A 23,564-nucleotide genomic window follows, 5' to 3' on the forward strand; every position below is an offset into this window, starting at 1 on the left:
ATCCAAGGTGGAGCAATGAGCGATCAACCCCTGGCCCTGACTGTCGAGCAGGGCTTGCACGCCGAACAGGACCTGCTGGCCGCCGTTTGCCGCGGCGAACGTGAGAGTGGTGTGCTGTTCTGGCGCCCCACTGACCATGCCTTGGTGATGCCCCGGCGCATGAGCCGGCTAGCCAATTTCGAAACAGCCTGCGCAGAACTGGCGATCGCCGGTTGGCCGGTATTGCTGCGTGAAACCGGCGGTGAGCCGGTCCCGCAGTCGCATGCCACCGTGAACGTGGCGCTGGTCTATGCCGCGCCGCGCAGCGAAGGCGACCATGGCCGTATCGAAACCGCTTATGAGCGCCTGTGCCTGCCACTGTGCGATGTGTTGCGCGAGTGGGGCGGGGTAGCGTCGGTGGGGGAAATCGACGGCGCCTTCTGCGATGGCCGTTACAACGTCAACCTCAACGGCCGCAAGCTGGTCGGTACCGCCCAGCGATGGCGCCAGGGCCTGGGCGGCAAACGCCCGGTGGTACTGGTGCACGGCGCGTTGTTGCTGGACAACGAACGTGAGGCGATGGTGGCGGCGGTCAACCGTTTCAACGAGTGCTGCGCGCTTGAGCAGCGTTGCCGCGCCGACGCACACATTGCCTTGCACGAAGTGGCGCCCGCAGTGCCCTGGTTCCAGCGCCTCTCGCAAGCTTACGCCAAGGTCTTGGCCGACCTGCCCAGGGATTAGCGGGTACCGTAGACCACCATGGTCTTGCCTTTGACATGGACCAGGCTGCGCTCTTCGAGGTCTTTGAGCACGCGGCCGACCATTTCCCGCGAGCAACCGACGATGCGGCCGATTTCCTGGCGGGTGATCTTGATCTGCATGCCATCCGGATGGGTCATGGCGTCGGGCTGCTTGCACAGCTCCAGCAGGCAGCGGGCGACGCGGCCGGTTACGTCGAAGAACGCCAGGTCGCCGACCTTGCGTGTGGTATTACGAAGGCGTTGGGCCATCTGGCTGCCCAGGGCGTAGAGAATTTCCGGGTCCTGGCGCGCCACTTCGCGAAATTTCTCGTAACTGATCTCGGCCACTTCGCATTCCGTCTTCGCCCGTACCCAGGCGCTGCGCTGCTGCTCACCCTCAACGGGCTCGAACAGCCCCAGCTCGCCAAAGAAATCGCCCGGGTTGAGGTAGGCGATGATCATTTCATGACCGTCATCGTCTTCGATGATGATGGTGACCGACCCCTTGATGATGAACGACAGTGTTTCGGCCCGGTCGCCAGCGCAGATGATGTTGCTTTTTGCGGTGAAGCGGCGGCGCTGGCAGTGCACCAGCAACTTGTCGATGTTCTTGATCTTTGCGGGTAGGGCAGAGGCAACCATCACGAAGTCCTGTTCGATACGAGGCTTGGGTATTTTTGTAGATCGACAGCGGCAGGCGCCAGTCATTTGGCGCCAGCTTATCAGACACTACAAGATGTTTCGGTACTAAACCGAGTCCTCTCGTACTTTTCCCACAGCCACACAAGGTCTAAGCTGACACCCTTTTCCGAATATCAGGAGTCCAGGTAGATGAAGGCACGTATCCAGTGGGCCGGTGAGGCAATGTTTCTCGGCGAATCGGGCAGCGGCCATGTCGTCGTGATGGATGGCCCTCCCGAGGCCGGCGGCCGCAACCTGGGTGTGCGCCCTATGGAGATGCTGCTGTTGGGGTTGGGTGGCTGCAGCAGCTTTGACGTGGTCAGCATTCTGAAGAAGTCGCGCCAGGCGGTGGAGAGCTGCGAGGCGTTTCTGGAAGCCGAGCGCGCCAGTGAAGACCCGAAAGTGTTCACCAAGATCCACATGAACTTCGTCGTTAAGGGGCGCGGGCTGAAAGAAGCGCAGGTCAAGCGCGCGGTAGAGCTGTCGGCAGAGAAGTACTGCTCTGCGTCGATCATGCTCGAGCGTGCCGGGGTCGAGATTACCCACGGGTACGAGATTGTAGAGTTGGGTTGAAGCCGGGTTTTTTGGGGCCGCCAGGCGGTCCCGACACCATCAGTTGCGCAGTGCCGGCAATGCAGAGCGAAGCCATGCCGGCAAGCCGCTGCGCATTGCGCGGCTCAACCGCTCCCGGCGCTTCTGGTAGACCAGCCCCAGCCAGATGACCCCCAGCCCGATCAGTGTCACCACGACCGGGAACAGCAGCGATTGCGCGAATACCTCATACGCCAGGTAGCCCAGGTAGGCCGCAACCCCCAGCGCGCCGAACACCATGAACACCGGCCGGCGCAGCAGCACTGCCATGCCCATCAGCGCAATGTTTATCAGGCAGTACAGCGCCTTGCCCAGCTCGCTGCCGCTGTCCAGTAGCGTCAGCCCGCCCCAGAATGCCGCCAGTCCTGCCAGGTACCCCCAGCGGGCATAGTCCTCGCGTGTACGGCCGTCCACCAGCAGGAACACCACCAGCATTCCCAGGCCGAACCACAGCGAAACCTCACGGCGCTGCGCCCAGCTGAACGGCGAGCCGAAGAACCACTCAGTCATGTCCATCGACATGAACCATAGGGCCACGGCGATCGGCATGACGATGAACGGGTAAGGGATCAACCGCAGCATCAGCAAACCGGCCACTACCGTGGCCGCCTCCATCGCCAGCCAGCCGCCTTGCACGTAGGTGTAGTAGTGGTGGTAGTTGGCCTGGGTGTCATCCATTGGCCACCAACCCGCCAAGCGTTCGATGGCGAACACTGCCAGCGGCACGATACTGACCGCGACGGCGGCCAGTACCCCGGCGGCTACGGGCTGCGCACGCCGCTGCAAGTTGAGGGCAAATAAGGTGATCAGCCCGATGTACAGGCTGGCGATGACCAGCAGTGCGGCGTCGCCGATGCTCATCCAGGCCTCGGTGAGCAACCAGCCCATGGCCGCCATGATCAGCATGGCGCCGAAGTAGAAGGCGACATGGGCCAGCTGAAAGGTACCGCGTGCTGGCGGTTGCTGGCGCAGGAACGCCAGCAGGGCCTGGTCCTGGCCAGGCTGGAGAACGCCGGCTTGCACGGCTCGCGCCAGGTCCTTGGCGTGGATTCGGTCCGTCATGGGGCAGCCTTCAGATGCGGTAGGTGCTCTTGGTCATGACCTTGGCCAGCAAGCTCATACCGAAGCGCACAGGAGCAGGGAAACGGTAGCCACCGGCTTCCAGGGCGGACTCGGCGTGCTGCTCTTCGTCGACGCGCATCTGCTCAAGAATGGCGCGGGACTTTTCGTCTTCTTGCGGCAACTGCTCAAGGTGTTCGTCCAGGTGCTTGCATACCTGGTGCTCGGTGGCGGCGACGAAACCCAAGCTGACCTTGTCGCTGACCAGCCCGGCCAGTGCGCCGATGCCGAAGGACATGCCATAGAACAGGGGGTTGAGCACACTTGGGTGGCTGTTCAGCTGGCGAATGCGTTGCTCGCACCACGCCAGGTGGTCGATTTCTTCCTCGGCGGCATGTTCCATGGCCTTGCGCACTTCGGGCAGCTTGGCCGTCAGGGCCTGACCTTGGTACAGGGCCTGGGCGCAGACTTCACCGGTATGGTTGATGCGCATCAGCCCGGCAATGTGGCGGGTTTGCTGTTCGTCCAGGTTGGCGTCTGGCTGGATGATGGCCGGTGACGGCCGGGCGGGTTGGCCGCTGAAGGGCAGCAAGGTGCGCATGGCGGTATCGGCCTGCAGCAACAAGCGGTCGAGCGGCGAGTAGTGACGTTCGGTAGCCATCGGGCACCTCCGCAAGAATGTGCCCGACAGTTTACCGCAATAGCGGCGGGGTCGCTTGCCGTGGATCAGCCCGGCGGCCAGTTCATCTGGCGCTGGCCAAGCACGTGCATGTGGATGTGGTAGACGGTCTGGCCGCCTTTGGGGTTGCAGTTCATTACCACGCGGAAGCCTTCCTCGCAGCCTTGTTCGACTGCCAGGCGCTGGGCAGTGAACAGGATGTGGCCTGCCAGGGCCTTGTCCTCTTCTGTGAGGTGATTGAGGGTAGGAATGTGCTTTTTCGGGATGACCAGGAAATGCACCGGCGCCGCCGGAGCAATGTCCTTGAACGCCAGGACCTGGTCGTCTTCGTAGATGATATCCGCCGGAATTTCCCGGTTGATGATTTTGAGGAATAGATCGTCCACAGCACTGCTCCATGGTGAAGGTCGGGCCGAGTGTACTCAGCCAGGCGCCAATCGCCCAGTGGCTATTCCATGCCGGCCGGGCAATAGCGGCGGTGAATGGCGCCGGCCAGTTTGTGTACCAGCCAGCGTGGCAGCAGACGGGGGGCGAAGGCCAGCCAGCGGTTGCGCCGCCCTGGCATGATCAGGGCGCGGTTCTTGTCCAGCGCCCGCACCGTGTACAGGGCCACTTCCTCGGGGCTCAGGCAGCGTGGCTTGCCATCCAGGCGGGGGATGCGCCGCCGTGCAGAGCGTACCGGGCCGGGGCACAGTACCGAGACCTTGATGCCGGCGCGCTTGAGCTCCTCGCGCAGTGCCTGGGAAAAGCTCAGCACGTAGGCTTTGCTGGCGGCATAGGCCGCCATCCATGGCCCAGGTGCGACCCCGGCCAGGCCTGCAACGTTGAGGATCTGCCCGCCACCCTGCACGGCCATCAGGTTGCCGATTGCATGGCATAGCCGGCTCATGGCCAGCACGTTGACCTCGAGCAGGTCTTGCTCGTCGGCCCACTCATGGGCCAGGAACGGGCCGTAGGTGCGCAAACCGGCGCAGTTGACCAGCAGGTCGATGCGCCGCTCGCCTTCTTCCAGCTCCAGCACGAAACCTGACAGGCGCAGCGGCTGGCTGAGGTCGCAGGCGCGGAACAGTACCTCTACGCCAAAGCGTTGGGTCAGCTCGAGGGCGACCGGTTCCAGCGTTTCGCGCTGGCGTGCCACCAGGATCAGGTTGCGTCCACGCCGTGCCAGCGCTTCCGCCAGGGCCAGGCCCAGGCCGCTGGAAGCACCAGTGATCATGGCGTAACGGGACATGCAAGGCTCCTGGGGGCGGAAGAGGGCGCCTAGTGTACAGCTTGCCCGTGCCAGGTGCTGCGTTTTGCTACAAGGCCCGGGGGCCAATGGCCTGGCAGCGCGGCTGGGCTTGCTGATAGTTGAGGTGGCTGTGTCAGAACGGCTTGACCACCACCAGAATCACGATGCCCAGCAGGATGAGCACGGGCACTTCGTTGAACCAGCGATAATAGACGTGGCTGCGTGTGTTGGTGCCGCTGGCGAAGCGTTTGCGCTGGGCGCCACACACGTGATGGTAGCCGGTGAGCAGGATTACCAGGGTCAGCTTGGCATGCAGCCAGCCCTGGCTCAGCCAGCCGGGGTTGAGGTAGAGCATCCAGGCGCCAAACACATAGGTGGCGACCATTGCGGGGTTCATGATGCCGCGGTAGAGCTTGCGCTCCATGGTCACGAAGCGTTCCTGGCTGATGCTGTCCTGGCTCTGGGCGTGGTACACGAACAGCCGCGGCAGATAGAACAGGCCGGCGAACCAGCAGACTACGCTGACGATATGCAGCGCTTTGATCCATAGGTAAAGCATGGAGGGTGTTCCTTCAGGTAATCACGGTCGTCAGATAGTAGTGGTCGGGCGCCGGAAGGGACACCCGAAGAGTTGTTACAGGCGCCTCGCGCCCCTATTATCGTGCGCTTTCCAGACGGCTCGTTGATAAGGGGCAAGCGTTATGATCAAGGTCGGTATTGTTGGCGGCACCGGTTACACCGGCGTCGAACTGTTGCGTCTGCTGGCACAGCATCCACAGGCCGAAGTGGCTGTCATCACTTCGCGCTCGGAGGCGGGCGTGGCGGTGGCAGACATGTACCCGAACCTGCGCGGCCACTATGACGGGCTGGCGTTCAGCGTACCCGACAGCAAGGCGCTGGCTGCTTGCGACGTCGTGTTCTTCGCCACACCGCATGGCGTTGCCCACGCACTGGCCGGCGAATTGCTGGCGGCGGGTACCAAGGTGATCGACCTGTCGGCTGACTTCCGTCTGCAGGATGCCACCGAGTGGGGCAAGTGGTACGGTCAGCCGCATGGCGCGCCTGAACTGCTCAAGGATGCCGTGTATGGCCTGCCCGAAGTGAACCGCGAGAAGATTCGCCAGGCGCGCCTGATTGCCGTGCCGGGTTGCTACCCGACCGCCACCCAGCTCGGTTTCCTGCCGTTACTGGAAGCGGGTCTGGCCGACCCCGCGCGGCTGATCGCCGACTGCAAGTCGGGTGTCAGCGGCGCCGGGCGTGGTGCGGCAGTGGGTTCGCTGTTCTGCGAAGCCGGTGAAAGCATGAAGGCCTATGCCGTCAAGGGGCATCGCCACTTGCCGGAAATCAGCCAGGGCCTGCGCCAGGCGGCCGGCAAGGACATCGGCCTGACGTTCGTGCCGCACCTGACACCGATGATCCGTGGTATCCACGCTACCCTGTACGCGAACGTGGCCGATACTTCGGTCGACCTGCAGGCGTTGTTCGAGAAACGCTACGCCGATGAGCCGTTCGTCGACGTGATGCCGGCCGGTAGCCACCCGGAAACCCGCAGCGTGCGCGGTGCCAACGTTTGCCGCATTGCCGTTCATCGCCCGCAGGGCGGGGACCTGGTAGTGGTGCTGTCGGTGATCGACAACCTGGTGAAGGGGGCTTCGGGGCAGGCAGTGCAGAACCTCAACATCCTGTTTGGACTGGATGAGCGCATGGGCCTGTCCCACGCAGGCCTGCTGCCGTGACAGACGCCGCGAGCAACACCCCTGCGGGTGGAGCTTGCGGCGTGTAGGTTGTCGCTTGCGGCTTACGTATTGTTGACCAATTTTCTCGGGAAAGCGGATAATGCGCGTCATCGAGAGTTATATGGCGGCTACCGCGCCGGGAGAATCAACATGAGCGTCGAAACCTTCACCCCTACCGGCCTGGAATTCACCCATGGCGCAGCCCAGAAGGTGAAGAACCTGGTCAATGAGGAAGGCAATGAACGTCTGAAGCTGCGGGTGTTCGTGACCGGTGGCGGTTGCTCGGGCTTTCAGTACGGCTTCACCTTCGATGAAGACGTGGCTGAAGACGACACCATCGTCGAGCGCGAAGGCGTTTCCCTGGTGGTCGACCCGATGAGCTTCCAGTACCTGGCCGGTGCCGAAGTGGACTACCAGGAAGGCCTGGAAGGTTCGCGCTTTGTGATCAAGAACCCGAATGCCGCCACCACCTGCGGTTGCGGGTCGTCGTTCTCGATCTGAATTCGGGCCGATACGAAAACGCCGCGCAATTGCGCGGCGTTTTGCTTTCTGGCCTGGGTGTTATGCCGGATAGATTGCACCGAGTATGCGCAGGCCCCTGGCGGCAGTGACGCTGGGGCGGTTGGCGGCGATGCCCTCCAGGCAGCAATGGGCCAGCCAGGCGAAAGCCATGGCTTCGACCCAGTCAGGGTCTACGCCATGGGCACTGGTGCTTGTAACACGTGCAGTGGGCAGCAGTTGGCCGAGGCGGGCCATCAGCGCACCGTTGCGGGCGCCTCCACCGCAGACCAACAGCGCTTCGGTGCCTTGTTGCGCTTTTTCCAGCGAGTCGATGATGCTGCGTGCGGTCAGCTCCAGCAGTGTCGCCTGCACATCCTCGTCCCGGTAGGCGGGCAGGCCGGCGAGGTGGCGGTCGAGCCAAGGCAGGTTGAACACCTCACGGCCGGTACTCTTGGGGCCGCTGCCCGCGAAGAACGGGTCGCTCATCAATGCGTGCAGCAAATCGGCCTGCACCACGCCGGTGGCAGCCCAGGCACCGTCGGCATCGTAGGCCTGGCCGCGTTTGCGCTCGACCCAGGCATCCAGCAAAACATTGCCTGGACCACAATCAAAGCCATGCACCGGTGCATCCCGCTCGATCAGGCTGAGGTTGCTGAAACCGCCCACATTGAGAATCGCTACCCGTTGGCCCAGGTGGCTGAACAGGGTTTCGTGGAAGGCCGGGACAAGTGGCGCGCCTTGCCCGCCGGCGGCCACATCGCGGCGGCGGAAGTCGGCTACCACGCTGATACCAGTAAGCTCGGCGAGCAGCGCGGGGTTACCGATCTGTACGGTGAAGCCGCGAGCGGGTTCGTGACGGACCGTCTGACCATGGCTACCAATGGCGCGTATGGCGTCAGCCTGCAGGCCCTGCTGAGCGAGCAGCTGGCGTATACCCTCGGCCGCAAGGGTGGCCCAGTGATTTTCCGCCAATGCTGCCCGGGCGATTTCGTCAGGGCCGCTGCTGCACAGGGCAAGCAAGTCCTGGCGCAGGCTGGCGGGCATTGGCAGGTAGAGCGTGGCGAGCAGTTCAAGCTGCTCGCCTTGTTCGACCAAGGCGATGTCCAGGCCATCCAGGCTGGTACCGGACATCACCCCCAGGTAAAGCGCCATGGCTTAGCGCTTGTTCGCGGCGAGCAGGGTGGCCTTTTCCTGATCCATGCGGGCGATCAGTGGCTGGCTCTGCTGCAAGAAGCGTTGACGCTCGTTCTTGGCGATCGGGTCGGCCATTGGCACCTTCTGGCTCAGGGGGTCGACATGCACGCCATTGACCTGGAACTCATAGTGAAGATGAGGCCCGGTGGAAAGGCCAGTGGTGCCGATGTAACCGATGATCTGGCCCTGCTTGACGGTGCTACCGGTCTTGATGCCTTTGGCAAAGCCCTGCATGTGGCCATACAGCGTCTTGTAGCGGTTACCGTGCTGGATGATCACGGTGTTGCCGTAGCCGCCGCGGCGCCCGGCCAGTTCGATGCGGCCGTCGCCTGCTGCCTTGATAGGCGTGCCGCGTGGGGCTGCGTAGTCAACGCCCTTGTGCGCGCGAATCTTGTTCAGGATCGGGTGCTTGCGGCCGGCGGAGAAGCGCGAACTGATACGGGCGAAGTCCACCGGGGTGCGGATGAAGGCTTTGCGCAGGCTGTTGCCGTCGGCAGTGTAGTAGGTAGTGTTGCCCTGCTTGTTGGTGTAGCGCACGGCAGTGTAGGTTTTGCCACGGTTGGTGAAGCGCGCCGAAAGGATATTGCCCGTGCCGACGACCTTGCCATCCATCACCTTCTGCTCGTAGACCACGTCGAACTCGTCGCCTGGGCGAATATCCTGGGCGAAGTCGATGTCGTAGCCCAGCACGCGCGCCATGTCCATGGTCATGCTGTGGGAAAGGCCGGCACGCTGGGCAGAGGCTGACAGCGAGCTTTTGATGACCCCGTGGGCATAGGCAGTACGCACCACCGGCTTGCTGATTTCACGGTTGAAGGTAAAGCCTTTGGCGCTTTTGCTCAGGCTGATGGTTTCAAGGTTGCTGACCTTGCTGTGCAGGCTGGCCAGTTGGCCATCCTTGTCGAGTTCGAACTGCAGGACCTGGCCGTGCTTGAGTTGGGTGAACTGCTTGGCCTGCTTGTTGCTGGCCAGCAGGTCGTGCACGGCATTGGCTGGCAGGCCGACCTTGGCAAACAGCGTGGACAGGGTATCGCCGCGCGCTACGGTAACCTCGCGGTGGCCTGGTTGCTTGGCGGCTTCGGCGACCTGTTTGGCGTCTTGCGTTGGCTGCTCGGCTTTCTGGGTTTCGGGTGTGGCTGCTTCTATCTGGGCGAAAGGTGAGCCTTGCTCACCCTGTGCCTGCACCATGGGCGCAGCGCGGGCTTCGTCCTTCAATTGTTCGGCAGGGCTTTCCAGCTCGAGGTTGAGGGTGGTTTTCTTGGCTTCCACTTCGCTGGACGGAAATACCAGCAAAGCCAGGCTGAGCAGGGCGGCAATGCCGCTGGCGGCCAACAGGTGGCTCTTCGGATAAAGCGGTGGCGCTTTAGGCGGTTCGTTGGTCATGGGTAAGGTGACTTTGAAAAAGGTGAAATGGAATAGATGAATGACATGATGAAGATGAAATAACTGTATAAAATATAACCAAATCCACTTTCACGCAAGGGCGCGTAGACGTCGCAAGCCTGTGCCCGGGTCACATTCCTTTGCAAAACTTGTATTTGACGGCCGATCTTGTATGGTTGGCTCCCCCTGAATCTGAGCCTTGCGGGTTTGTCTATGAAGTCGGTTGAAGAGCAGCTGGCGCTTATCAAGCGCGGTGCGGAAGAAGTACTGGTCGAGTCGGAACTGGTTGAGAAGCTCAAGCGCGGCCAGCCTCTGCGCATCAAGGCCGGCTTCGATCCGACCGCCCCGGACCTGCACCTGGGGCACACGGTGCTGATCAACAAGCTGCGTCAGTTCCAGGAGCTGGGCCACCAGGTCATCTTCCTGATCGGCGACTTCACCGGCATGATCGGCGACCCAAGCGGCAAGAGCGCAACGCGTCCGCCGCTGACTCGTGAGCAGGTGCTGGACAACGCCGAGACCTACAAGCAGCAGGTGTTCAAGATTCTTGATCCGGCCAAGACCGAAGTCGCCTTCAACTCCACCTGGATGGACAAGCTGACCCCGGCCGACTTTATTCGCCTGGCCTCGCAGTACACGGTGGCGCGCATGCTCGAGCGCGATGAATTCGACAAGCGCTACACCACCAACCAGCCGATTGCCATTCACGAGTTCCTCTACCCGCTGGTGCAGGGCTACGATTCGGTCGCGCTGAAAGCAGACGTCGAGCTGGGTGGTACCGACCAGAAGTTCAACCTGCTGATGGGGCGCGAACTGCAGCGTGCCTATGGCCAGGAAGCGCAGAACATCGTGACCATGCCGTTGCTCGAAGGGCTGGACGGTGTGAAGAAAATGTCCAAGTCGCTGGGCAACTATGTCGGTATCCAGGAAGCGCCGGGCGTGATGTACAGCAAGCTGGTGTCGATCCCGGATACGCTCATGTGGCGTTACTTCGAGCTGCTGAGCTTCCGCTCCATGGAAGAGATTGAGCAGTTCCGCGCCGATGTGGCCAATGGCGCCAACCCGCGAGACATCAAGATCAAGCTGGCGGAAGAGATAGTCGCGCGTTTCCATGGTGAGGAGGCTGCCGCCAATGCACACCGTGCTGCGGGCAACCGTATGAAAGAAGGCGAGCTGCCTGAAGACCTGCCGGAGGTAGAGGTGGTTTCGGCGGAAGGCTTGCCTATCGCTGCGGTTCTGAACCGTGCTGGCCTGGTGAAGAACTCGGCGCAGGCGCGTGACTTGCTGAGTGCTGGTGCAGTGAAAGTGGATGGTGTGGTGGTCGACAAGGATTTCCTGTTTGGTCTGGGTGCTACGCATGTGTGCCAGGCGGGTAAGAAGTCCTTCGGGCGGGTTACGCTGAAGGCTGAGTGATTGCCTGGCGGTGTACCTATATAGAAGCGGGGAGGCCGAAAGGCCTCCCCGCTTTGCTTTTCAAGCGCCCTGAAAGTTTATTTGAATTAAAGGTTGACGCCTTCTCGAATCCCCTTATAATGCGCCCCACTTCCAGCGACAACGGAACGACAAACTCCTTGAAATTCAATGAGTTAATCGATTCGGAAGGCGCTGTGAGGGCTACGATCAAATGATCGAAAGCGGTTGAGATGATGGTTGACAGCGCTTTTAAACGCTGTATGATTCGCCTCCCGCTACGAGAGATCGCAGCGAGTCAAGTGTTTGAAGCTAAACGAGTTTCTCGCAAAAAACTTCAAAATAAACGCTTGACAGCAAATGAGGAAAGCGTAGAATGCGCGCCTCGGTTGAGATGAAACACTCTTAACCAACCGCTCTTTAACAAATTGAATCAAGCAATTCGTGTGGGTGCTTGTGAGTACGGACTGATAGTCACAAAGATTATCAGCATCACAAGTGGCCATGCGAGAAATCACATAGTCATTTGAGATTGCTGAGCCAAGTTTAGGGTTTCTTAAAAACCCAAGCAGTATTGAACTGAAGAGTTTGATCATGGCTCAGATTGAACGCTGGCGGCAGGCCTAACACATGCAAGTCGAGCGGATGACGGGAGCTTGCTCCTTGATTCAGCGGCGGACGGGTGAGTAATGCCTAGGAATCTGCCTGGTAGTGGGGGACAACGTTTCGAAAGGAACGCTAATACCGCATACGTCCTACGGGAGAAAGCAGGGGACCTTCGGGCCTTGCGCTATCAGATGAGCCTAGGTCGGATTAGCTTGTTGGTGAGGTAATGGCTCACCAAGGCGACGATCCGTAACTGGTCTGAGAGGATGATCAGTCACACTGGAACTGAGACACGGTCCAGACTCCTACGGGAGGCAGCAGTGGGGAATATTGGGCAATGGGCGAAAGCCTGATCCAGCCATGCCGCGTGTGTGAAGAAGGTCTTCGGATTGTAAAGCACTTTAAGTTGGGAGGAAGGGCAGTAAGCTAATACCTTGCTGTTTTGACGTTACCGACAGAATAAGCACCGGCTAACTCTGTGCCAGCAGCCGCGGTAATACAGAGGGTGCAAGCGTTAATCGGAATTACTGGGCGTAAAGCGCGCGTAGGTGGTTTGTTAAGTTGGATGTGAAAGCCCCGGGCTCAACCTGGGAACTGCATCCAAAACTGGCAAGCTAGAGTACGGTAGAGGGTGGTGGAATTTCCTGTGTAGCGGTGAAATGCGTAGATATAGGAAGGAACACCAGTGGCGAAGGCGACCACCTGGACTGATACTGACACTGAGGTGCGAAAGCGTGGGGAGCAAACAGGATTAGATACCCTGGTAGTCCACGCCGTAAACGATGTCAACTAGCCGTTGGAATCCTTGAGATTTTAGTGGCGCAGCTAACGCATTAAGTTGACCGCCTGGGGAGTACGGCCGCAAGGTTAAAACTCAAATGAATTGACGGGGGCCCGCACAAGCGGTGGAGCATGTGGTTTAATTCGAAGCAACGCGAAGAACCTTACCAGGCCTTGACATGCAGAGAACTTTCCAGAGATGGATTGGTGCCTTCGGGAACTCTGACACAGGTGCTGCATGGCTGTCGTCAGCTCGTGTCGTGAGATGTTGGGTTAAGTCCCGTAACGAGCGCAACCCTTGTCCTTAGTTACCAGCACGTTATGGTGGGCACTCTAAGGAGACTGCCGGTGACAAACCGGAGGAAGGTGGGGATGACGTCAAGTCATCATGGCCCTTACGGCCTGGGCTACACACGTGCTACAATGGTCGGTACAGAGGGTTGCCAAGCCGCGAGGTGGAGCTAATCTCACAAAACCGATCGTAGTCCGGATCGCAGTCTGCAACTCGACTGCGTGAAGTCGGAATCGCTAGTAATCGCGAATCAGAATGTCGCGGTGAATACGTTCCCGGGCCTTGTACACACCGCCCGTCACACCATGGGAGTGGGTTGCACCAGAAGTAGCTAGTCTAACCTTCGGGAGGACGGTTACCACGGTGTGATTCATGACTGGGGTGAAGTCGTAACAAGGTAGCCGTAGGGGAACCTGCGGCTGGATCACCTCCTTAATCGACGACATCAGCCTGCTGATGAGCTCCCACACGAATTGCTTGATTCATTGTAAAAGACGATGCTGTAACGCAACCCTGTTATAGGTCTGTAGCTCAGTTGGTTAGAGCGCACCCCTGATAAGGGTGAGGTCGGCAGTTCAAATCTGCCCAGACCTACCATTACATGGTTCAGCCGTAGAATACGGGGCCATAGCTCAGCTGGGAGAGCGCCTGCCTTGCACGCAGGAGGTCAGCGGTTCGATCCCGCTTGGCTCCACCACTTTCTGCGGTAGATGTTGCTCCTGCTCAGAAATTAGAAATGAACATTCGGTGATGAATGTTGATTTCTGACTTTTGTCAGATCGTTCTTTAAAAATTCGGATATGTGATAGATATAGACTGATACGCACTTTCACTGGTGTGTGATCAGGCTAAGGTAAAATTTGTGAGTTCTGCTCTTAACTGGGCGAAATGCGAATTTTCGGCGAATGTCGTCTTCACAGTATAACCAGATTGCTTGGGGTTATATGGTCAAGTGAAGAAGCGCATACGGTGGATGCCTTGGCAGTCAGAGGCGATGAAAGACGTGGTAGCCTGCGATAAGCTTTGGGGAGTCGGCAAACAGACTGTGATCCAGAGATCTCTGAATGGGGGAACCCACTCAGCATAAGCTGAGTATCTTGTACTGAATACATAGGTGCAAGAGGCGAACCAGGGGAACTGAAACATCTAAGTACCCTGAGGAAAAGAAATCAACCGAGATTCCCTTAGTAGTGGCGAGCGAACGGGGACCAGCCCTTAAGTTGATTTGAGATTAGTGGAACGCTCTGGAAAGTGCGGCCATAGTGGGTGATAGCCCCGTACACGAAAATCTCTTATCAATGAAATCGAGTAGGACGGAGCACGAGAAACTTTGTCTGAATATGGGGGGACCATCCTCCAAGGCTAAATACTACTGACTGACCGATAGTGAACCAGTACCGTGAGGGAAAGGCGAAAAGAACCCCGGAGAGGGGAGTGAAATAGAACCTGAAACCGTATGCGTACAAGCAGTGGGAGCCTACTTTGTTAGGTGACTGCGTACCTTTTGTATAATGGGTCAGCGACTTATATTCAGTGGCGAGCTTAACCGAATAGGGGAGGCGTAGCGAAAGCGAGTCTTAATAGGGCGTTTAGTCGCTGGGTATAGACCCGAAACCGGGCGATCTATCCATGGGCAGGTTGAAGGTTAGGTAACACTGACTGGAGGACCGAACCGACTACCGTTGAAAAGTTAGCGGATGACCTGTGGATCGGAGTGAAAGGCTAATCAAGCTCGGAGATAGCTGGTTCTCCTCGAAAGCTATTTAGGTAGCGCCTCATGTATCACTGTAGGGGGTAGAGCACTGTTTCGGCTAGGGGGTCATCCCGACTTACCAAACCGATGCAAACTCCGAATACCTACAAGTGCCGAGCATGGGAGACACACGGCGGGTGCTAACGTCCGTCGTGAAAAGGGAAACAACCCAGACCGTCAGCTAAGGTCCCAAAGTCATGGTTAAGTGGGAAACGATGTGGGAAGGCTTAGACAGCTAGGAGGTTGGCTTAGAAGCAGCCACCCTTTAAAGAAAGCGTAATAGCTCACTAGTCGAGTCGGCCTGCGCGGAAGATGTAACGGGGCTCAAACCATGCACCGAAGCTACGGGTATCACCTTTTGGTGATGCGGTAGAGGAGCGTTCTGTAAGCCTGTGAAGGTGAGTTGAGAAGCTTGCTGGAGGTATCAGAAGTGCGAATGCTGACATGAGTAACGACAATGCGAGTGAAAAACTCGCACGCCGAAAGACCAAGGTTTCCTGCGCAACGTTAATCGACGCAGGGTTAGTCGGTCCCTAAGGCGAGGCTGAAAAGCGTAGTCGATGGAAAACAGGTTAATATTCCTGTACTTCCAGTTATTGCGATGGAGGGACGGAGAAGGTTAGGCCAGCCTGGCGTTGGTTGTCCAGGTTTAAGGTGGTAGGCTGGAATCTTAGGCAAATCCGGGATTTCAAGGCCGAGAGCTGATGACGAGTTGCCTTTAGGCGACGAAGTGGTTGATACCATGCTTCCAAGAAAAGCTCCTAAGCTTCAGATAACTGGGAACCGTACCCCAAACCGACACAGGTGGTTAGGTAGAGAATACCAAGGCGCTTGAGAGAACTCGGGTGAAGGAACTAGGCAAAATGGCACCGTAACTTCGGGAGAAGGTGCGCCGGCGAGGGTGAAGGACTTGCTCCGTAAGCTCATGCCGGTCGAAGATACCAGGCCGCTGCGACTGTTTATTAAAAACACAGCACTCTGCAAACACGAAAGTGGACGTATAGGGTGTGACGCCTGCCCGGTGCCGGAAGGTTAATTGATGGGGTTAGCGCAAGCGAAGCTCTTGATCGAAGCCCCGGTAAACGGCGGCCGTAACTATAACGGTCCTAAGGTAGCGAAATTCCTTGTCGGGTAAGTTCCGACCTGCACGAATGGCGTAACGATGGCGGCGCTGTCTCCACCCGAGACTCAGTGAAATTGAAATCGCTGTGAAGATGCAGTGTATCCGCGGCTAGACGGAAAGACCCCGTGAACCTTTACTATAGCTTTGCACTGGACTTTGAATTTGCTTGTGTAGGATAGGTGGGAGGCTTTGAAGTGGGGACGCCAGTTCTCATGGAGCCATCCTTGAAATACCACCCTGGCAACTTTGAGGTTCTAACTCAGGTCCGTTATCCGGATCGAGGACAGTGTATGGTGGGTAGTTTGACTGGGGCGGTCTCCTCCCAAAGAGTAACGGAGGAGTACGAAGGTGCGCTCAGACCGGTCGGAAATCGGTCGTAGAGTATAAAGGCAAAAGCGCGCTTGACTGCGAGACAAACACGTCGAGCAGGTACGAAAGTAGGTCTTAGTGATCCGGTGGTTCTGTATGGAAGGGCCATCGCTCAACGGATAAAAGGTACTCCGGGGATAACAGGCTGATACCGCCCAAGAGTTCATATCGACGGCGGTGTTTGGCACCTCGATGTCGGCTCATCACATCCTGGGGCTGAAGCCGGTCCCAAGGGTATGGCTGTTCGCCATTTAAAGTGGTACGCGAGCTGGGTTTAGAACGTCGTGAGACAGTTCGGTCCCTATCTGCCGTGGACGTTTGAGATTTGAGAGGGGCTGCTCCTAGTACGAGAGGACCGGAGTGGACGAACCTCTGGTGTTCCGGTTGTCACGCCAGTGGCATTGCCGGGTAGCTATGTTCGGAAGAGATAACCGCTGAAAGCATCTAAGCGGGAAACTTGCCTCAAGATGAGATCTCACTGGGATCTTGAATCCCCTAAAGGGCCGTCGAAGACTACGACGTTGATAGGTTGGGTGTGTAAGCGCTGTGAGGCGTTGAGCTAACCAATACTAATTGCCCGTGAGGCTTGACCATATAACACCCAAGCAATTTGCTGACGCAGATTGCGGTGGTGAAGATGACATGAACCGAAAGTTCGCAAGGCATCACAAACATCACATATCCGGATTCGCTGGGCTGTCCATCTGGACATTCTGGCTACAGAATTTCTTGACGACCATAGAGCATTGGAACCACCTGATCCCATCCCGAACTCAGTAGTGAAACGATGCATCGCCGATGGTAGTGTGGGGTTTCCCCATGTGAGAGTAGGTCATCGTCAAGATTCATTTCGCAAAACCCCTATCTGCGCATGCAGGTAGGGGTTTTGTCTTTGTGCTCCAAAAAAGTCTCCTGGCCTCACAACAATCCCTGTGGGAGCGGGCGCGCCCGCGAACACCGGCGCAGCCGGTGCCATCACAGCGCCTGCTCCTCGGCGCCATTATCGTCAGGCTGAGCGTTTAAGCCCGAGGCATTCGGCCCTTTTCCTATGCAATCCCCCAGCCCATAGCTATCATGCCTGCCTTATTCCAAGTCGAGACTGGCATGCTGAAGTTGTTGAATCTCCTCAAGGACGGCCGGTTCCATTCCGGAGAAGCTCTGGGGGCGGCCCTCGGGGTGAGTCGTAGCGCCGTTTGGAAGCAGCTGCAGCACCTGGAGAGTGAACTGAACCTCACCATTCACAAAGTTCGTGGGCGTGGTTACCAATTGGCTGCGCCGCTGGTGTTGCTTGAGGCACAAGCAATCGCCGGGTTCGCCGAAGGCGAGCAGTGGCCAGTATTCATCCACGACACGATCGACTCGACCAACGCCGAAGGCCTGCGCATGGCGGGTGAGGGCCAGGCAGCACCCTTTTTGGTTTTGGCCGAGCGCCAGAGCGCTGGCCGTGGCCGACGTGGTCGGCAATGGGTCAGTCCGTTTGCCGAGAACCTGTACTACAGCCTGGTGCTGCGGGTTGACGGCGGCATGCGCCAGCTTGAAGGCTTGAGCCTGGTGGTAGGGTTGGCAGTAATGCGCACCTTGCAGGGCTTTGGTGTAAAAGATGTAGGGCTGAAGTGGCCTAACGATGTCCTGGTTCGCGGGATGAAGATCACCGGCATTCTGCTGGAACTGGTGGGAGATCCAGCCGATGTCTGCCATGTTGTGCTGGGTGTCGGCATCAATGTGAACATGCAGGCGAACGAGCAGGTCGACCAGCAGTGGACGTCGATGCGACGCGAGCTGGGTGGGGCAATAGACCGGAATCACCTGGTGGCGTCGCTCACCCAGCATTTGCAGCATGAACTGGCACGTCATCGGCGCTATGGTTTCGCTGCATTCCAGGAGGAATGGGAGCAGGCGCACCTTTGGCAAGGCCGGAGTGTATCGCTGATTGCCGGTAACACGCGTATTGATGGTGTTGTTCTTGGCGTCGACGGGCAGGGCGGCTTGCGCCTTGAGGTGGATGGAGTGGAGAAGAGCTTCAGCGGTGGTGAGCTCAGTTTGAGGTTGCGTGATGATTCTTGAGCTCGATTGCGGAAACAGCTTTATCAAATGGCGGGTCATCCATGTCGCCGATGCAGTGATCGAGGGCGGCGGGATTGTCGACTCCGATCAGGCATTGGTGGCCGAAGTGGCCGCACTCGCCTCGGTGCGTCTTACGGGCTGTCGCATTGTGAGTGTGCGTAGCGAGGAAGAGACCGATGCGCTTTGCGCGGTTATCGCCCAGGCCTTTGCCGTTCAGGCCCGGGTAGCGCACCCCGCCCGGGAAATGGCAGGCGTGCGCAACGGTTATGAGGATTACCAGCGTTTGGGGATGGATCGCTGGCTGGCCGCGTTAGGTGCATTTCATGTTGCCAAAGGGGCTTGCCTGGTCATCGATTTGGGGACTGCCGCAAAAGCCGACTTCGTGGCTGCGGATGGCGAGCACCTGGGCGGGTATATCTGCCCGGGCATGCCATTGATGCGCAGTCAGTTGCGCACCCACACCCGGCGCATTCGTTATGACGATGCCTCCGCCGAGCGCGCGTTGACGAGCCTGTTGCCAGGGCGCTCAACCGTCGAGGCAGTCGAGCGCGGTTGTGTTCTGATGCTGCAGGGTTTTGCCCGCACGCAGCTCGAGCAGGCACGCGCCCTGTGGGGTGAAGATTTCACCGTATTCCTCACTGGGGGCGATGCGCCGCTAGTGAGGGAGGCCGTGCCCCAGGCGCGTGTCGTGCCCGACCTGGTGTTCGTGGGGCTGGCCATGGCTTGTCCATTGGATTGAGGTGCCTATGCGTTGGTTGTTTCTGCTGTTACTGGTGCTCAACGTCTTCTACTACGTGTGGCATCAGCAGGAAGCCCCGCTGAAGGTCAAGGAAGTCGCCCCCTTGTCTCTGTACAAGGGGAGTCAGCAAGAAATCCGGCTTTTGCGTGAAACGGGTGTATCAACACCCACAAAGCGCCGGGATGAATGCCTGGTAATCGGTGGGGTAATGGTGCAGGCGCAGCTCGAAGCCCTGCGCCAGCGCCTGCTTAGCCTCGATATTGCGACGGTGCCGGTGGTAGGGCAGTTGCCTGGTGCCGATGGTCGTTGGCTCAAGGTAGCCCCGGAAAGCGAGCGATTGCTGGATGAAACGGTGCTCTCATCTCTTTCCAATGATTTCAAAGACTTAAAACATAAAATTATTTTCTGCCAGGGTATTGCAACTGACGAATAGCTTGATAGAATGGCGCCCGCTTCACAGGGAACACCACTTAGGTGGTAGAGCTGGAAGCGGTGTCAAAGCAGCTAAGTTTCAGATTTGATTGAAAAAATTTGAAAAAACGCTTGACACTAGGACGGCAGACAAATAGAATGCCGGCCACATCTGGAGGGATTCCCGAGCGGTCAAAGGGGACGGACTGTAAATCCGTTGCGAGAGCTTCGAAGGTTCGAATCCTTCTCCCTCCACCAGTTTTAGCGAGAGCCACAAGCTCCGCGGGTATAGTTTAGTGGTAGAACCTCAGCCTTCCAAGCTGATGATGCGGGTTCGATTCCCGCTACCCGCTCCAAGTTTGCTGGATTTTGCACAAAGTGTTTCGCTCTTGTAGCTCAGTTGGTAGAGCACACCCTTGGTAAGGGTGAGGTCAGCGGTTCAAGTCCGCTCAAGAGCTCCATACAAACAAGGCAGATATGAAAATATCTGCCTTTGTTTTATCAGCGCAAGACTATTCTTCTGCGAGGGTTGTATCGATGGCTAAGGAAAAGTTTGATCGTTCCCTTCCCCACGTTAACGTCGGCACCATCGGCCACGTTGACCACGGTAAGACCACTCTGACCGCAGCTCTGACTCGCGTCTGCTCCGAAGTTTTCGGTTCGGCAGTCGTTGAGTTCGACAAGATCGACTCGGCTCCGGAAGAAAAAGCGCGCGGTATTACCATCAACACCGCTCACGTCGAGTACAACTCGAACATTCGTCACTACGCTCACGTTGACTGCCCAGGTCACGCTGACTACGTGAAGAACATGATCACCGGTGCTGCCCAGATGGACGGCGCGATCCTGGTTTGCTCGGCCGCCGATGGTCCGATGCCACAAACCCGTGAGCACATCCTGCTGTCCCGTCAGGTTGGCGTTCCGTACATCGTGGTCTTCCTGAACAAGGCTGACCTGGTAGACGACGCTGAGCTGTTGGAGCTGGTCGAGATGGAAGTTCGCGACCTGCTGTCCACCTACGACTTCCCAGGCGACGACACCCCGATCATCATCGGTTCGGCTCGTATGGCGCTGGAAGGCAAAGACGACAACGAAATGGGCACTACCGCTGTCAAGAAGCTGGTAGAAACTCTGGATGCCTACATCCCTGAGCCAGTTCGTGCGATCGACCAGCCATTCCTGATGCCAATCGAAGACGTATTCTCGATCTCGGGTCGTGGTACCGTTGTAACCGGTCGTATCGAGCGTGGTATCGTCCGCGTTCAGGATCCGCTGGAAATCGTTGGTCTGCGTGACACCACCACCACCACCTGCACCGGTGTTGAGATGTTCCGCAAGCTGCTGGACGAAGGTCGTGCTGGCGAGAACTGCGGCGTTCTGCTGCGTGGTACCAAGCGTGACGACGTTGAGCGTGGCCAGGTTCTGGTCAAGCCAGGTTCGGTCAAGCCGCACACCAAGTTCACCGCAGAAGTCTACGTTCTGTCCAAGGAAGAAGGCGGCCGTCACACTCCGTTCTTCAAAGGCTACCGTCCTCAGTTCTACTTCCGTACCACTGACGTGACCGGTAACTGCGAACTGCCGGAAGGCGTTGAAATGGTAATGCCAGGTGACAACATTCAGATGACTGTTACCCTGATCAAGACCATCGCAATGGAAGACGGTCTGCGCTTCGCTATCCGTGAAGGCGGTCGTACCGTCGGCGCTGGCGTCGTAGCAAAAATTATTGAATAAGTAGTTGATTTACTTGATCAGGCCGGTATAATGGCCGGCCTGATACAGCGTTACAGGTCAGTAGCTCAATTGGCAGAGCGACGGTCTCCAAAACCGTAGGTTGGGGGTTCGATTCCCTCCTGACCTGCCATTTCACCTCGGTGTGATGGCTTTCTTCTTACAGGATCCTCCTCGATGACCCCCAAAACTGAAGCCCAAGAATCGCGTTTTGATCTGTTCAAGTGGCTGGCTGTAGTGGCTTTGGTGGTTGTTGGCGTAGTGGGTAACCAGTATTACTCCGCCTCCCCAATCCTGTATCGCGTTCTCGCACTTCTCGTCCTGGCTGCTGTCGCGGGCTTTGTAGCTCTGCAGACTGCGAAGGGCAAGTCGTTCTTTACGTTGGCGAAGGAAGCTCGTGCCGAGATTCGTAAAGTCGTGTGGCCGACCCGCCAGGAAACCACCCAGACCACGCTGATTGTCGTGGCTGTTGTGCTGGTTATGGCACTGCTGCTGTGGGGGCTCGACTCCCTGCTCGGCTGGGCGGTCTCCCTGATCGTTGGCTAAAGGTGTCCCGTGGCTAAGCGTTGGTATGTTGTGCATGCTTACTCGGGTTACGAGAAGCATGTAATGCGCTCCCTGATTGAGCGCGTCAAGCTGGCTGGCATGGAAGACGGTTTCGGCGAGATCTTGGTTCCGACCGAAGAAGTCGTCGAAATGCGTAACGGCCAGAAGCGCAAAAGTGAGCGCAAATTCTTTCCTGGCTATGTACTGGTCCAGATGGAGATGAACGAAGGGACTTGGCACTTGGTCAAGGACACCCCTCGTGTGATGGGTTTTATCGGTGGTACTGCAGATAAGCCTGCGCCGATCACTGATAAAGAAGCCGAGGCTATCCTGCGTCGCGTTGCCGACGGTAGCGACAAGCCGAAGCCGAAGACGCTGTTCGAGCCAGGTGAAGTGGTTCGTGTCATTGACGGTCCGTTCGCTGACTTCAATGGCAGTGTCGAAGAGGTTAACTACGAAAAGAGCCGCCTGCAGGTTGCAGTGCTCATTTTCGGTCGCTCTACTCCGGTGGAGCTCGAGTTCAGCCAGGTCGAAAAGGTCTAGGCGGACAAAGCATCCCATACCCCGCAGCCCTGTGTGCTGCGGGGTTTTGTCGTCACTGGGATAAAACGCAAGTCATCCGGGGAGCCAGCAGGCGTTCGTACCCGATTTTGGAGTAGCTCATGGCTAAGAAGATTCAGGCTTACATCAAGCTGCAAGTTAAGGCCGGCCAGGCCAACCCAAGCCCACCCGTTGGTCCAGCACTGGGTCAACATGGTGTGAACATCATGGAATTCTGCAAGGCCTTCAACGCCCGTACCCAGGGTCAAGAAGCCGGCCTGCCGACTCCAGTGATCATCACTGTCTACAGCGACCGTAGCTTCACCTTCGAGACCAAGAGCACCCCTGCCTCGGTTCTGCTGAAGAAAGCTGCTGGCCTGACCAGTGGTTCGGCTCGCCCGAACACCGTTAAAGTCGGTACCGTTACCCGTGCTCAGCTGGAAGACATCGCGAAAGCCAAACAGGCTGACCTGACTGCCGCTGACCTGGACGCTGCTGTACGCACCATCGCTGGCTCTGCCCGCAGCATGGGCCTGAACGTGGAGGGTGTGTAATGGCTAAGCTGACCAAACGCCAAAAGGCAATCGCCGAGAAAATCGAAGCAGGCAAGGCCTACAACTTCGAAGAAGCGGCAACTCTGCTGGCCTCGCTGCCTGCTGCCAAGTTCGTCGAGTCCTACGACATCGCCGTAAACCTCGGTGTTGACCCGCGTAAATCCGACCAGGTCGTACGTAGCGCTACTGTGCTGCCGCACGGCACTGGCAAGACCGTTCGCGTTGCCGTTTTCACCCAGGGCCCAGCTGCTGAAGCTGCTCTGGCTGCAGGCGCTGACCGCGTAGGTATGGACGATCTGGCTGCCGAAATGAAAGGCGGCGACCTGAACTATGACGTCGTCATCGCATCGCCTGATGCCATGCGCGTTGTAGGTCAGCTGGGTCAGGTTCTGGGTCCTCGCGGCCTGATGCCTAACCCGAAAGTTGGTACCGTGACTCCAGACGTAGCCACTGCCGTGAAAAACGCCAAGGCTGGTCAGGTTCGCTACCGTACCGACAAGAACGGTATCATCCACACCTCCGTTGGCAAGGTCGGCTTTGAAGCTGGCAAGCTGAAGGAAAACGTTGAAGCCCTGATCGCTGACCTGAAGCGTATCAAGCCAGCTTCTTCGAAAGGTATCTACGTTAAGCGCGTTACCCTGAGCACCACCATGGGCCCAGGTCTGGTCATCGATCAGAGCTCGCTGAACGTGTAAGAACATGGTGGTGCGACATGTCGCGCCACCAGCAAAAATTGGGGTCCCTGCCTGGCGGGGGCTATCCAAGACCGTAGGCGGCGCAAGCCTTAAAAACCCAGCCCACGCAGATGGTGCTCCCGATTCGTTACCGAATCAGACACCAAAACGACATCAGGCTTCGGCCAGATGAAACGGTAA

21 protein-coding genes, 6 tRNA genes and 3 rRNA genes are annotated in these 23,564 nt (G+C 58.1%); 22 read left to right on the plus strand and 8 right to left on the minus strand.

Annotated elements, in window-relative coordinates:
- The first annotated feature begins 15 nt into the window (after positions 1-15).
- The gene (locus FPB55_RS02120; RefSeq protein ID WP_009681257.1) at positions 16-720 is read left to right on the plus strand and encodes a lipoate--protein ligase family protein; all 705 of its coding nucleotides are present in this window, start codon (positions 16-18) and stop codon (positions 718-720) included.
- On the opposite strand, the gene crp is transcribed toward FPB55_RS02120, so the two are convergent.
- Positions 717-1,361: a cAMP-activated global transcriptional regulator CRP gene (crp, locus tag FPB55_RS02125; RefSeq protein ID WP_009681258.1), complete on the minus strand. Its 645-nt coding sequence runs from the start codon at positions 1,359-1,361 to the stop codon at positions 717-719. The two genes, FPB55_RS02120 and crp, sit on opposite strands and share 4 nt — an antisense overlap.
- A gap of 189 nt (positions 1,362-1,550) precedes the next feature.
- Between crp and FPB55_RS02130 the strand changes: the two genes are divergently transcribed.
- Positions 1,551-1,973, plus strand: a complete 423-nt coding sequence (locus FPB55_RS02130; protein WP_004376171.1) for an OsmC family protein — start codon at positions 1,551-1,553, stop codon at positions 1,971-1,973.
- Between the two features lie 39 nt (positions 1,974-2,012).
- On the opposite strand, the gene FPB55_RS02135 is transcribed toward FPB55_RS02130, so the two are convergent.
- From FPB55_RS02135 to hemJ, 5 genes are all read right to left on the minus strand, one after another.
- Complete coding sequence (locus FPB55_RS02135) at positions 2,013-3,053, minus strand: DUF2157 domain-containing protein (protein ID WP_144187452.1); 1,041 nt, start codon at positions 3,051-3,053, stop codon at positions 2,013-2,015.
- 10 nt (positions 3,054-3,063) lie between these two features.
- Positions 3,064-3,711 carry a 2-polyprenyl-3-methyl-6-methoxy-1,4-benzoquinone monooxygenase gene (coq7, locus tag FPB55_RS02140; RefSeq protein WP_029887376.1) on the minus strand — a complete coding sequence of 216 codons (648 nt, stop codon included), beginning with the start codon at positions 3,709-3,711 and terminating at the stop codon, positions 3,064-3,066.
- 65 nt (positions 3,712-3,776) lie between these two features.
- On the minus strand, positions 3,777-4,115 hold the full coding sequence (locus FPB55_RS02145; RefSeq protein WP_054906028.1) for a histidine triad nucleotide-binding protein: 339 nt from the start codon (positions 4,113-4,115) through the stop codon (positions 3,777-3,779).
- Positions 4,116-4,177: 62 nt separating this feature from the next.
- Positions 4,178-4,960 (minus strand): SDR family oxidoreductase, encoded by a 783-nt coding sequence (locus FPB55_RS02150; RefSeq protein WP_144187454.1) that lies wholly within the window; start codon positions 4,958-4,960, stop codon positions 4,178-4,180.
- A 133-nt stretch (positions 4,961-5,093) separates the two neighbouring features.
- Positions 5,094-5,519, minus strand: a complete 426-nt coding sequence (gene hemJ, locus FPB55_RS02155) for a protoporphyrinogen oxidase HemJ (protein ID WP_009681263.1) — start codon at positions 5,517-5,519, stop codon at positions 5,094-5,096.
- A 142-nt stretch (positions 5,520-5,661) separates the two neighbouring features.
- Here hemJ and argC point away from each other — a divergent pair, with 142 nt between their 5' ends.
- Together argC and erpA are read left to right on the plus strand one after the other, a co-directional pair.
- A complete protein-coding gene (gene argC / locus FPB55_RS02160) occupies positions 5,662-6,696 on the plus strand; it encodes an N-acetyl-gamma-glutamyl-phosphate reductase (RefSeq protein ID WP_009681264.1) in 1,035 nt (344 codons plus the stop codon).
- A 150-nt stretch (positions 6,697-6,846) separates the two neighbouring features.
- Positions 6,847-7,197, plus strand: coding sequence for an iron-sulfur cluster insertion protein ErpA (erpA, locus tag FPB55_RS02165; protein ID WP_003255511.1), 351 nt, complete (start codon positions 6,847-6,849; stop codon positions 7,195-7,197).
- Positions 7,198-7,257: 60 nt separating this feature from the next.
- Here erpA and FPB55_RS02170 read toward each other — a convergent pair whose 3' ends face one another.
- Together FPB55_RS02170 and FPB55_RS02175 are read right to left on the minus strand one after the other, a co-directional pair.
- Positions 7,258-8,349: an anhydro-N-acetylmuramic acid kinase gene (locus tag FPB55_RS02170; protein WP_144187455.1), complete on the minus strand. Its 1,092-nt coding sequence runs from the start codon at positions 8,347-8,349 to the stop codon at positions 7,258-7,260.
- Between the two features lie 3 nt (positions 8,350-8,352).
- Positions 8,353-9,774, minus strand: coding sequence for a peptidoglycan DD-metalloendopeptidase family protein (locus FPB55_RS02175; RefSeq protein WP_009681266.1), 1,422 nt, complete (start codon positions 9,772-9,774; stop codon positions 8,353-8,355).
- Between the two features lie 213 nt (positions 9,775-9,987).
- Here FPB55_RS02175 and tyrS point away from each other — a divergent pair, with 213 nt between their 5' ends.
- The 18 genes from tyrS to rplA all read left to right on the plus strand — a co-directional run bounded on the left by tyrS (position 9,988) and on the right by rplA (position 23,384).
- On the plus strand, positions 9,988-11,187 hold the full coding sequence (tyrS, locus tag FPB55_RS02185) for a tyrosine--tRNA ligase (protein ID WP_144187457.1): 1,200 nt from the start codon (positions 9,988-9,990) through the stop codon (positions 11,185-11,187).
- 573 nt (positions 11,188-11,760) lie between these two features.
- Positions 11,761-13,297 (plus strand): 16S ribosomal RNA (locus FPB55_RS02190).
- Positions 13,298-13,382: 85 nt separating this feature from the next.
- Positions 13,383-13,459, plus strand: a tRNA-Ile gene (locus FPB55_RS02195).
- A gap of 24 nt (positions 13,460-13,483) precedes the next feature.
- Positions 13,484-13,559 (plus strand) — tRNA-Ala (locus FPB55_RS02200).
- Positions 13,560-13,808: 249 nt separating this feature from the next.
- Positions 13,809-16,701 (plus strand): 23S ribosomal RNA (locus tag FPB55_RS02205).
- A 134-nt stretch (positions 16,702-16,835) separates the two neighbouring features.
- Positions 16,836-16,951 (plus strand): 5S ribosomal RNA (gene rrf / locus FPB55_RS02210).
- Together the 16S, 23S and 5S rRNA genes with 2 tRNA genes alongside form the textbook arrangement of a ribosomal RNA operon.
- Positions 16,952-17,211: 260 nt before the next feature.
- The gene (birA, locus tag FPB55_RS02215) at positions 17,212-18,171 is read left to right on the plus strand and encodes a bifunctional biotin--[acetyl-CoA-carboxylase] ligase/biotin operon repressor BirA (RefSeq protein ID WP_054906288.1); all 960 of its coding nucleotides are present in this window, start codon (positions 17,212-17,214) and stop codon (positions 18,169-18,171) included.
- The gene (locus FPB55_RS02220; protein WP_009681393.1) at positions 18,161-18,910 is read left to right on the plus strand and encodes a pantothenate kinase; all 750 of its coding nucleotides are present in this window, start codon (positions 18,161-18,163) and stop codon (positions 18,908-18,910) included. Before birA ends, FPB55_RS02220 begins: the two co-directional genes overlap by 11 nt.
- A gap of 7 nt (positions 18,911-18,917) precedes the next feature.
- Positions 18,918-19,343: a hypothetical protein gene (locus FPB55_RS02225; protein WP_115293307.1), complete on the plus strand. Its 426-nt coding sequence runs from the start codon at positions 18,918-18,920 to the stop codon at positions 19,341-19,343.
- A 152-nt stretch (positions 19,344-19,495) separates the two neighbouring features.
- Positions 19,496-19,579 (plus strand) — tRNA-Tyr (locus FPB55_RS02230).
- Between the two features lie 24 nt (positions 19,580-19,603).
- Positions 19,604-19,677 (plus strand) — tRNA-Gly (locus FPB55_RS02235).
- Between the two features lie 29 nt (positions 19,678-19,706).
- Positions 19,707-19,782, plus strand: a tRNA-Thr gene (locus FPB55_RS02240).
- A gap of 76 nt (positions 19,783-19,858) precedes the next feature.
- Positions 19,859-21,052 (plus strand): elongation factor Tu, encoded by a 1,194-nt coding sequence (gene tuf / locus FPB55_RS02245; protein WP_010951775.1) that lies wholly within the window; start codon positions 19,859-19,861, stop codon positions 21,050-21,052.
- Positions 21,053-21,106: 54 nt separating this feature from the next.
- A tRNA-Trp gene (locus FPB55_RS02250) sits at positions 21,107-21,182 on the plus strand.
- Between the two features lie 44 nt (positions 21,183-21,226).
- Positions 21,227-21,595, plus strand: a complete 369-nt coding sequence (gene secE, locus FPB55_RS02255) for a preprotein translocase subunit SecE (protein ID WP_009681243.1) — start codon at positions 21,227-21,229, stop codon at positions 21,593-21,595.
- Positions 21,596-21,604: 9 nt separating this feature from the next.
- On the plus strand, positions 21,605-22,138 hold the full coding sequence (gene nusG / locus FPB55_RS02260) for a transcription termination/antitermination protein NusG (RefSeq protein ID WP_003255501.1): 534 nt from the start codon (positions 21,605-21,607) through the stop codon (positions 22,136-22,138).
- A 119-nt stretch (positions 22,139-22,257) separates the two neighbouring features.
- Entirely contained in the window at positions 22,258-22,689 is a 432-nt protein-coding gene (gene rplK, locus FPB55_RS02265; protein WP_003255500.1) for a 50S ribosomal protein L11, read from the plus strand.
- Positions 22,689-23,384, plus strand: a complete 696-nt coding sequence (gene rplA / locus FPB55_RS02270; RefSeq protein WP_009681244.1) for a 50S ribosomal protein L1 — start codon at positions 22,689-22,691, stop codon at positions 23,382-23,384. The genes rplK and rplA overlap by 1 nt, the downstream gene beginning before the upstream one ends.
- Positions 23,385-23,564: the final 180 nt, after the last annotated feature.

The sequence above is a fragment of the Pseudomonas sp. BJP69 genome, assembly GCF_007633355.1.
Lineage (GTDB): Bacteria > Pseudomonadota > Gammaproteobacteria > Pseudomonadales > Pseudomonadaceae > Aquipseudomonas > Aquipseudomonas juntendi.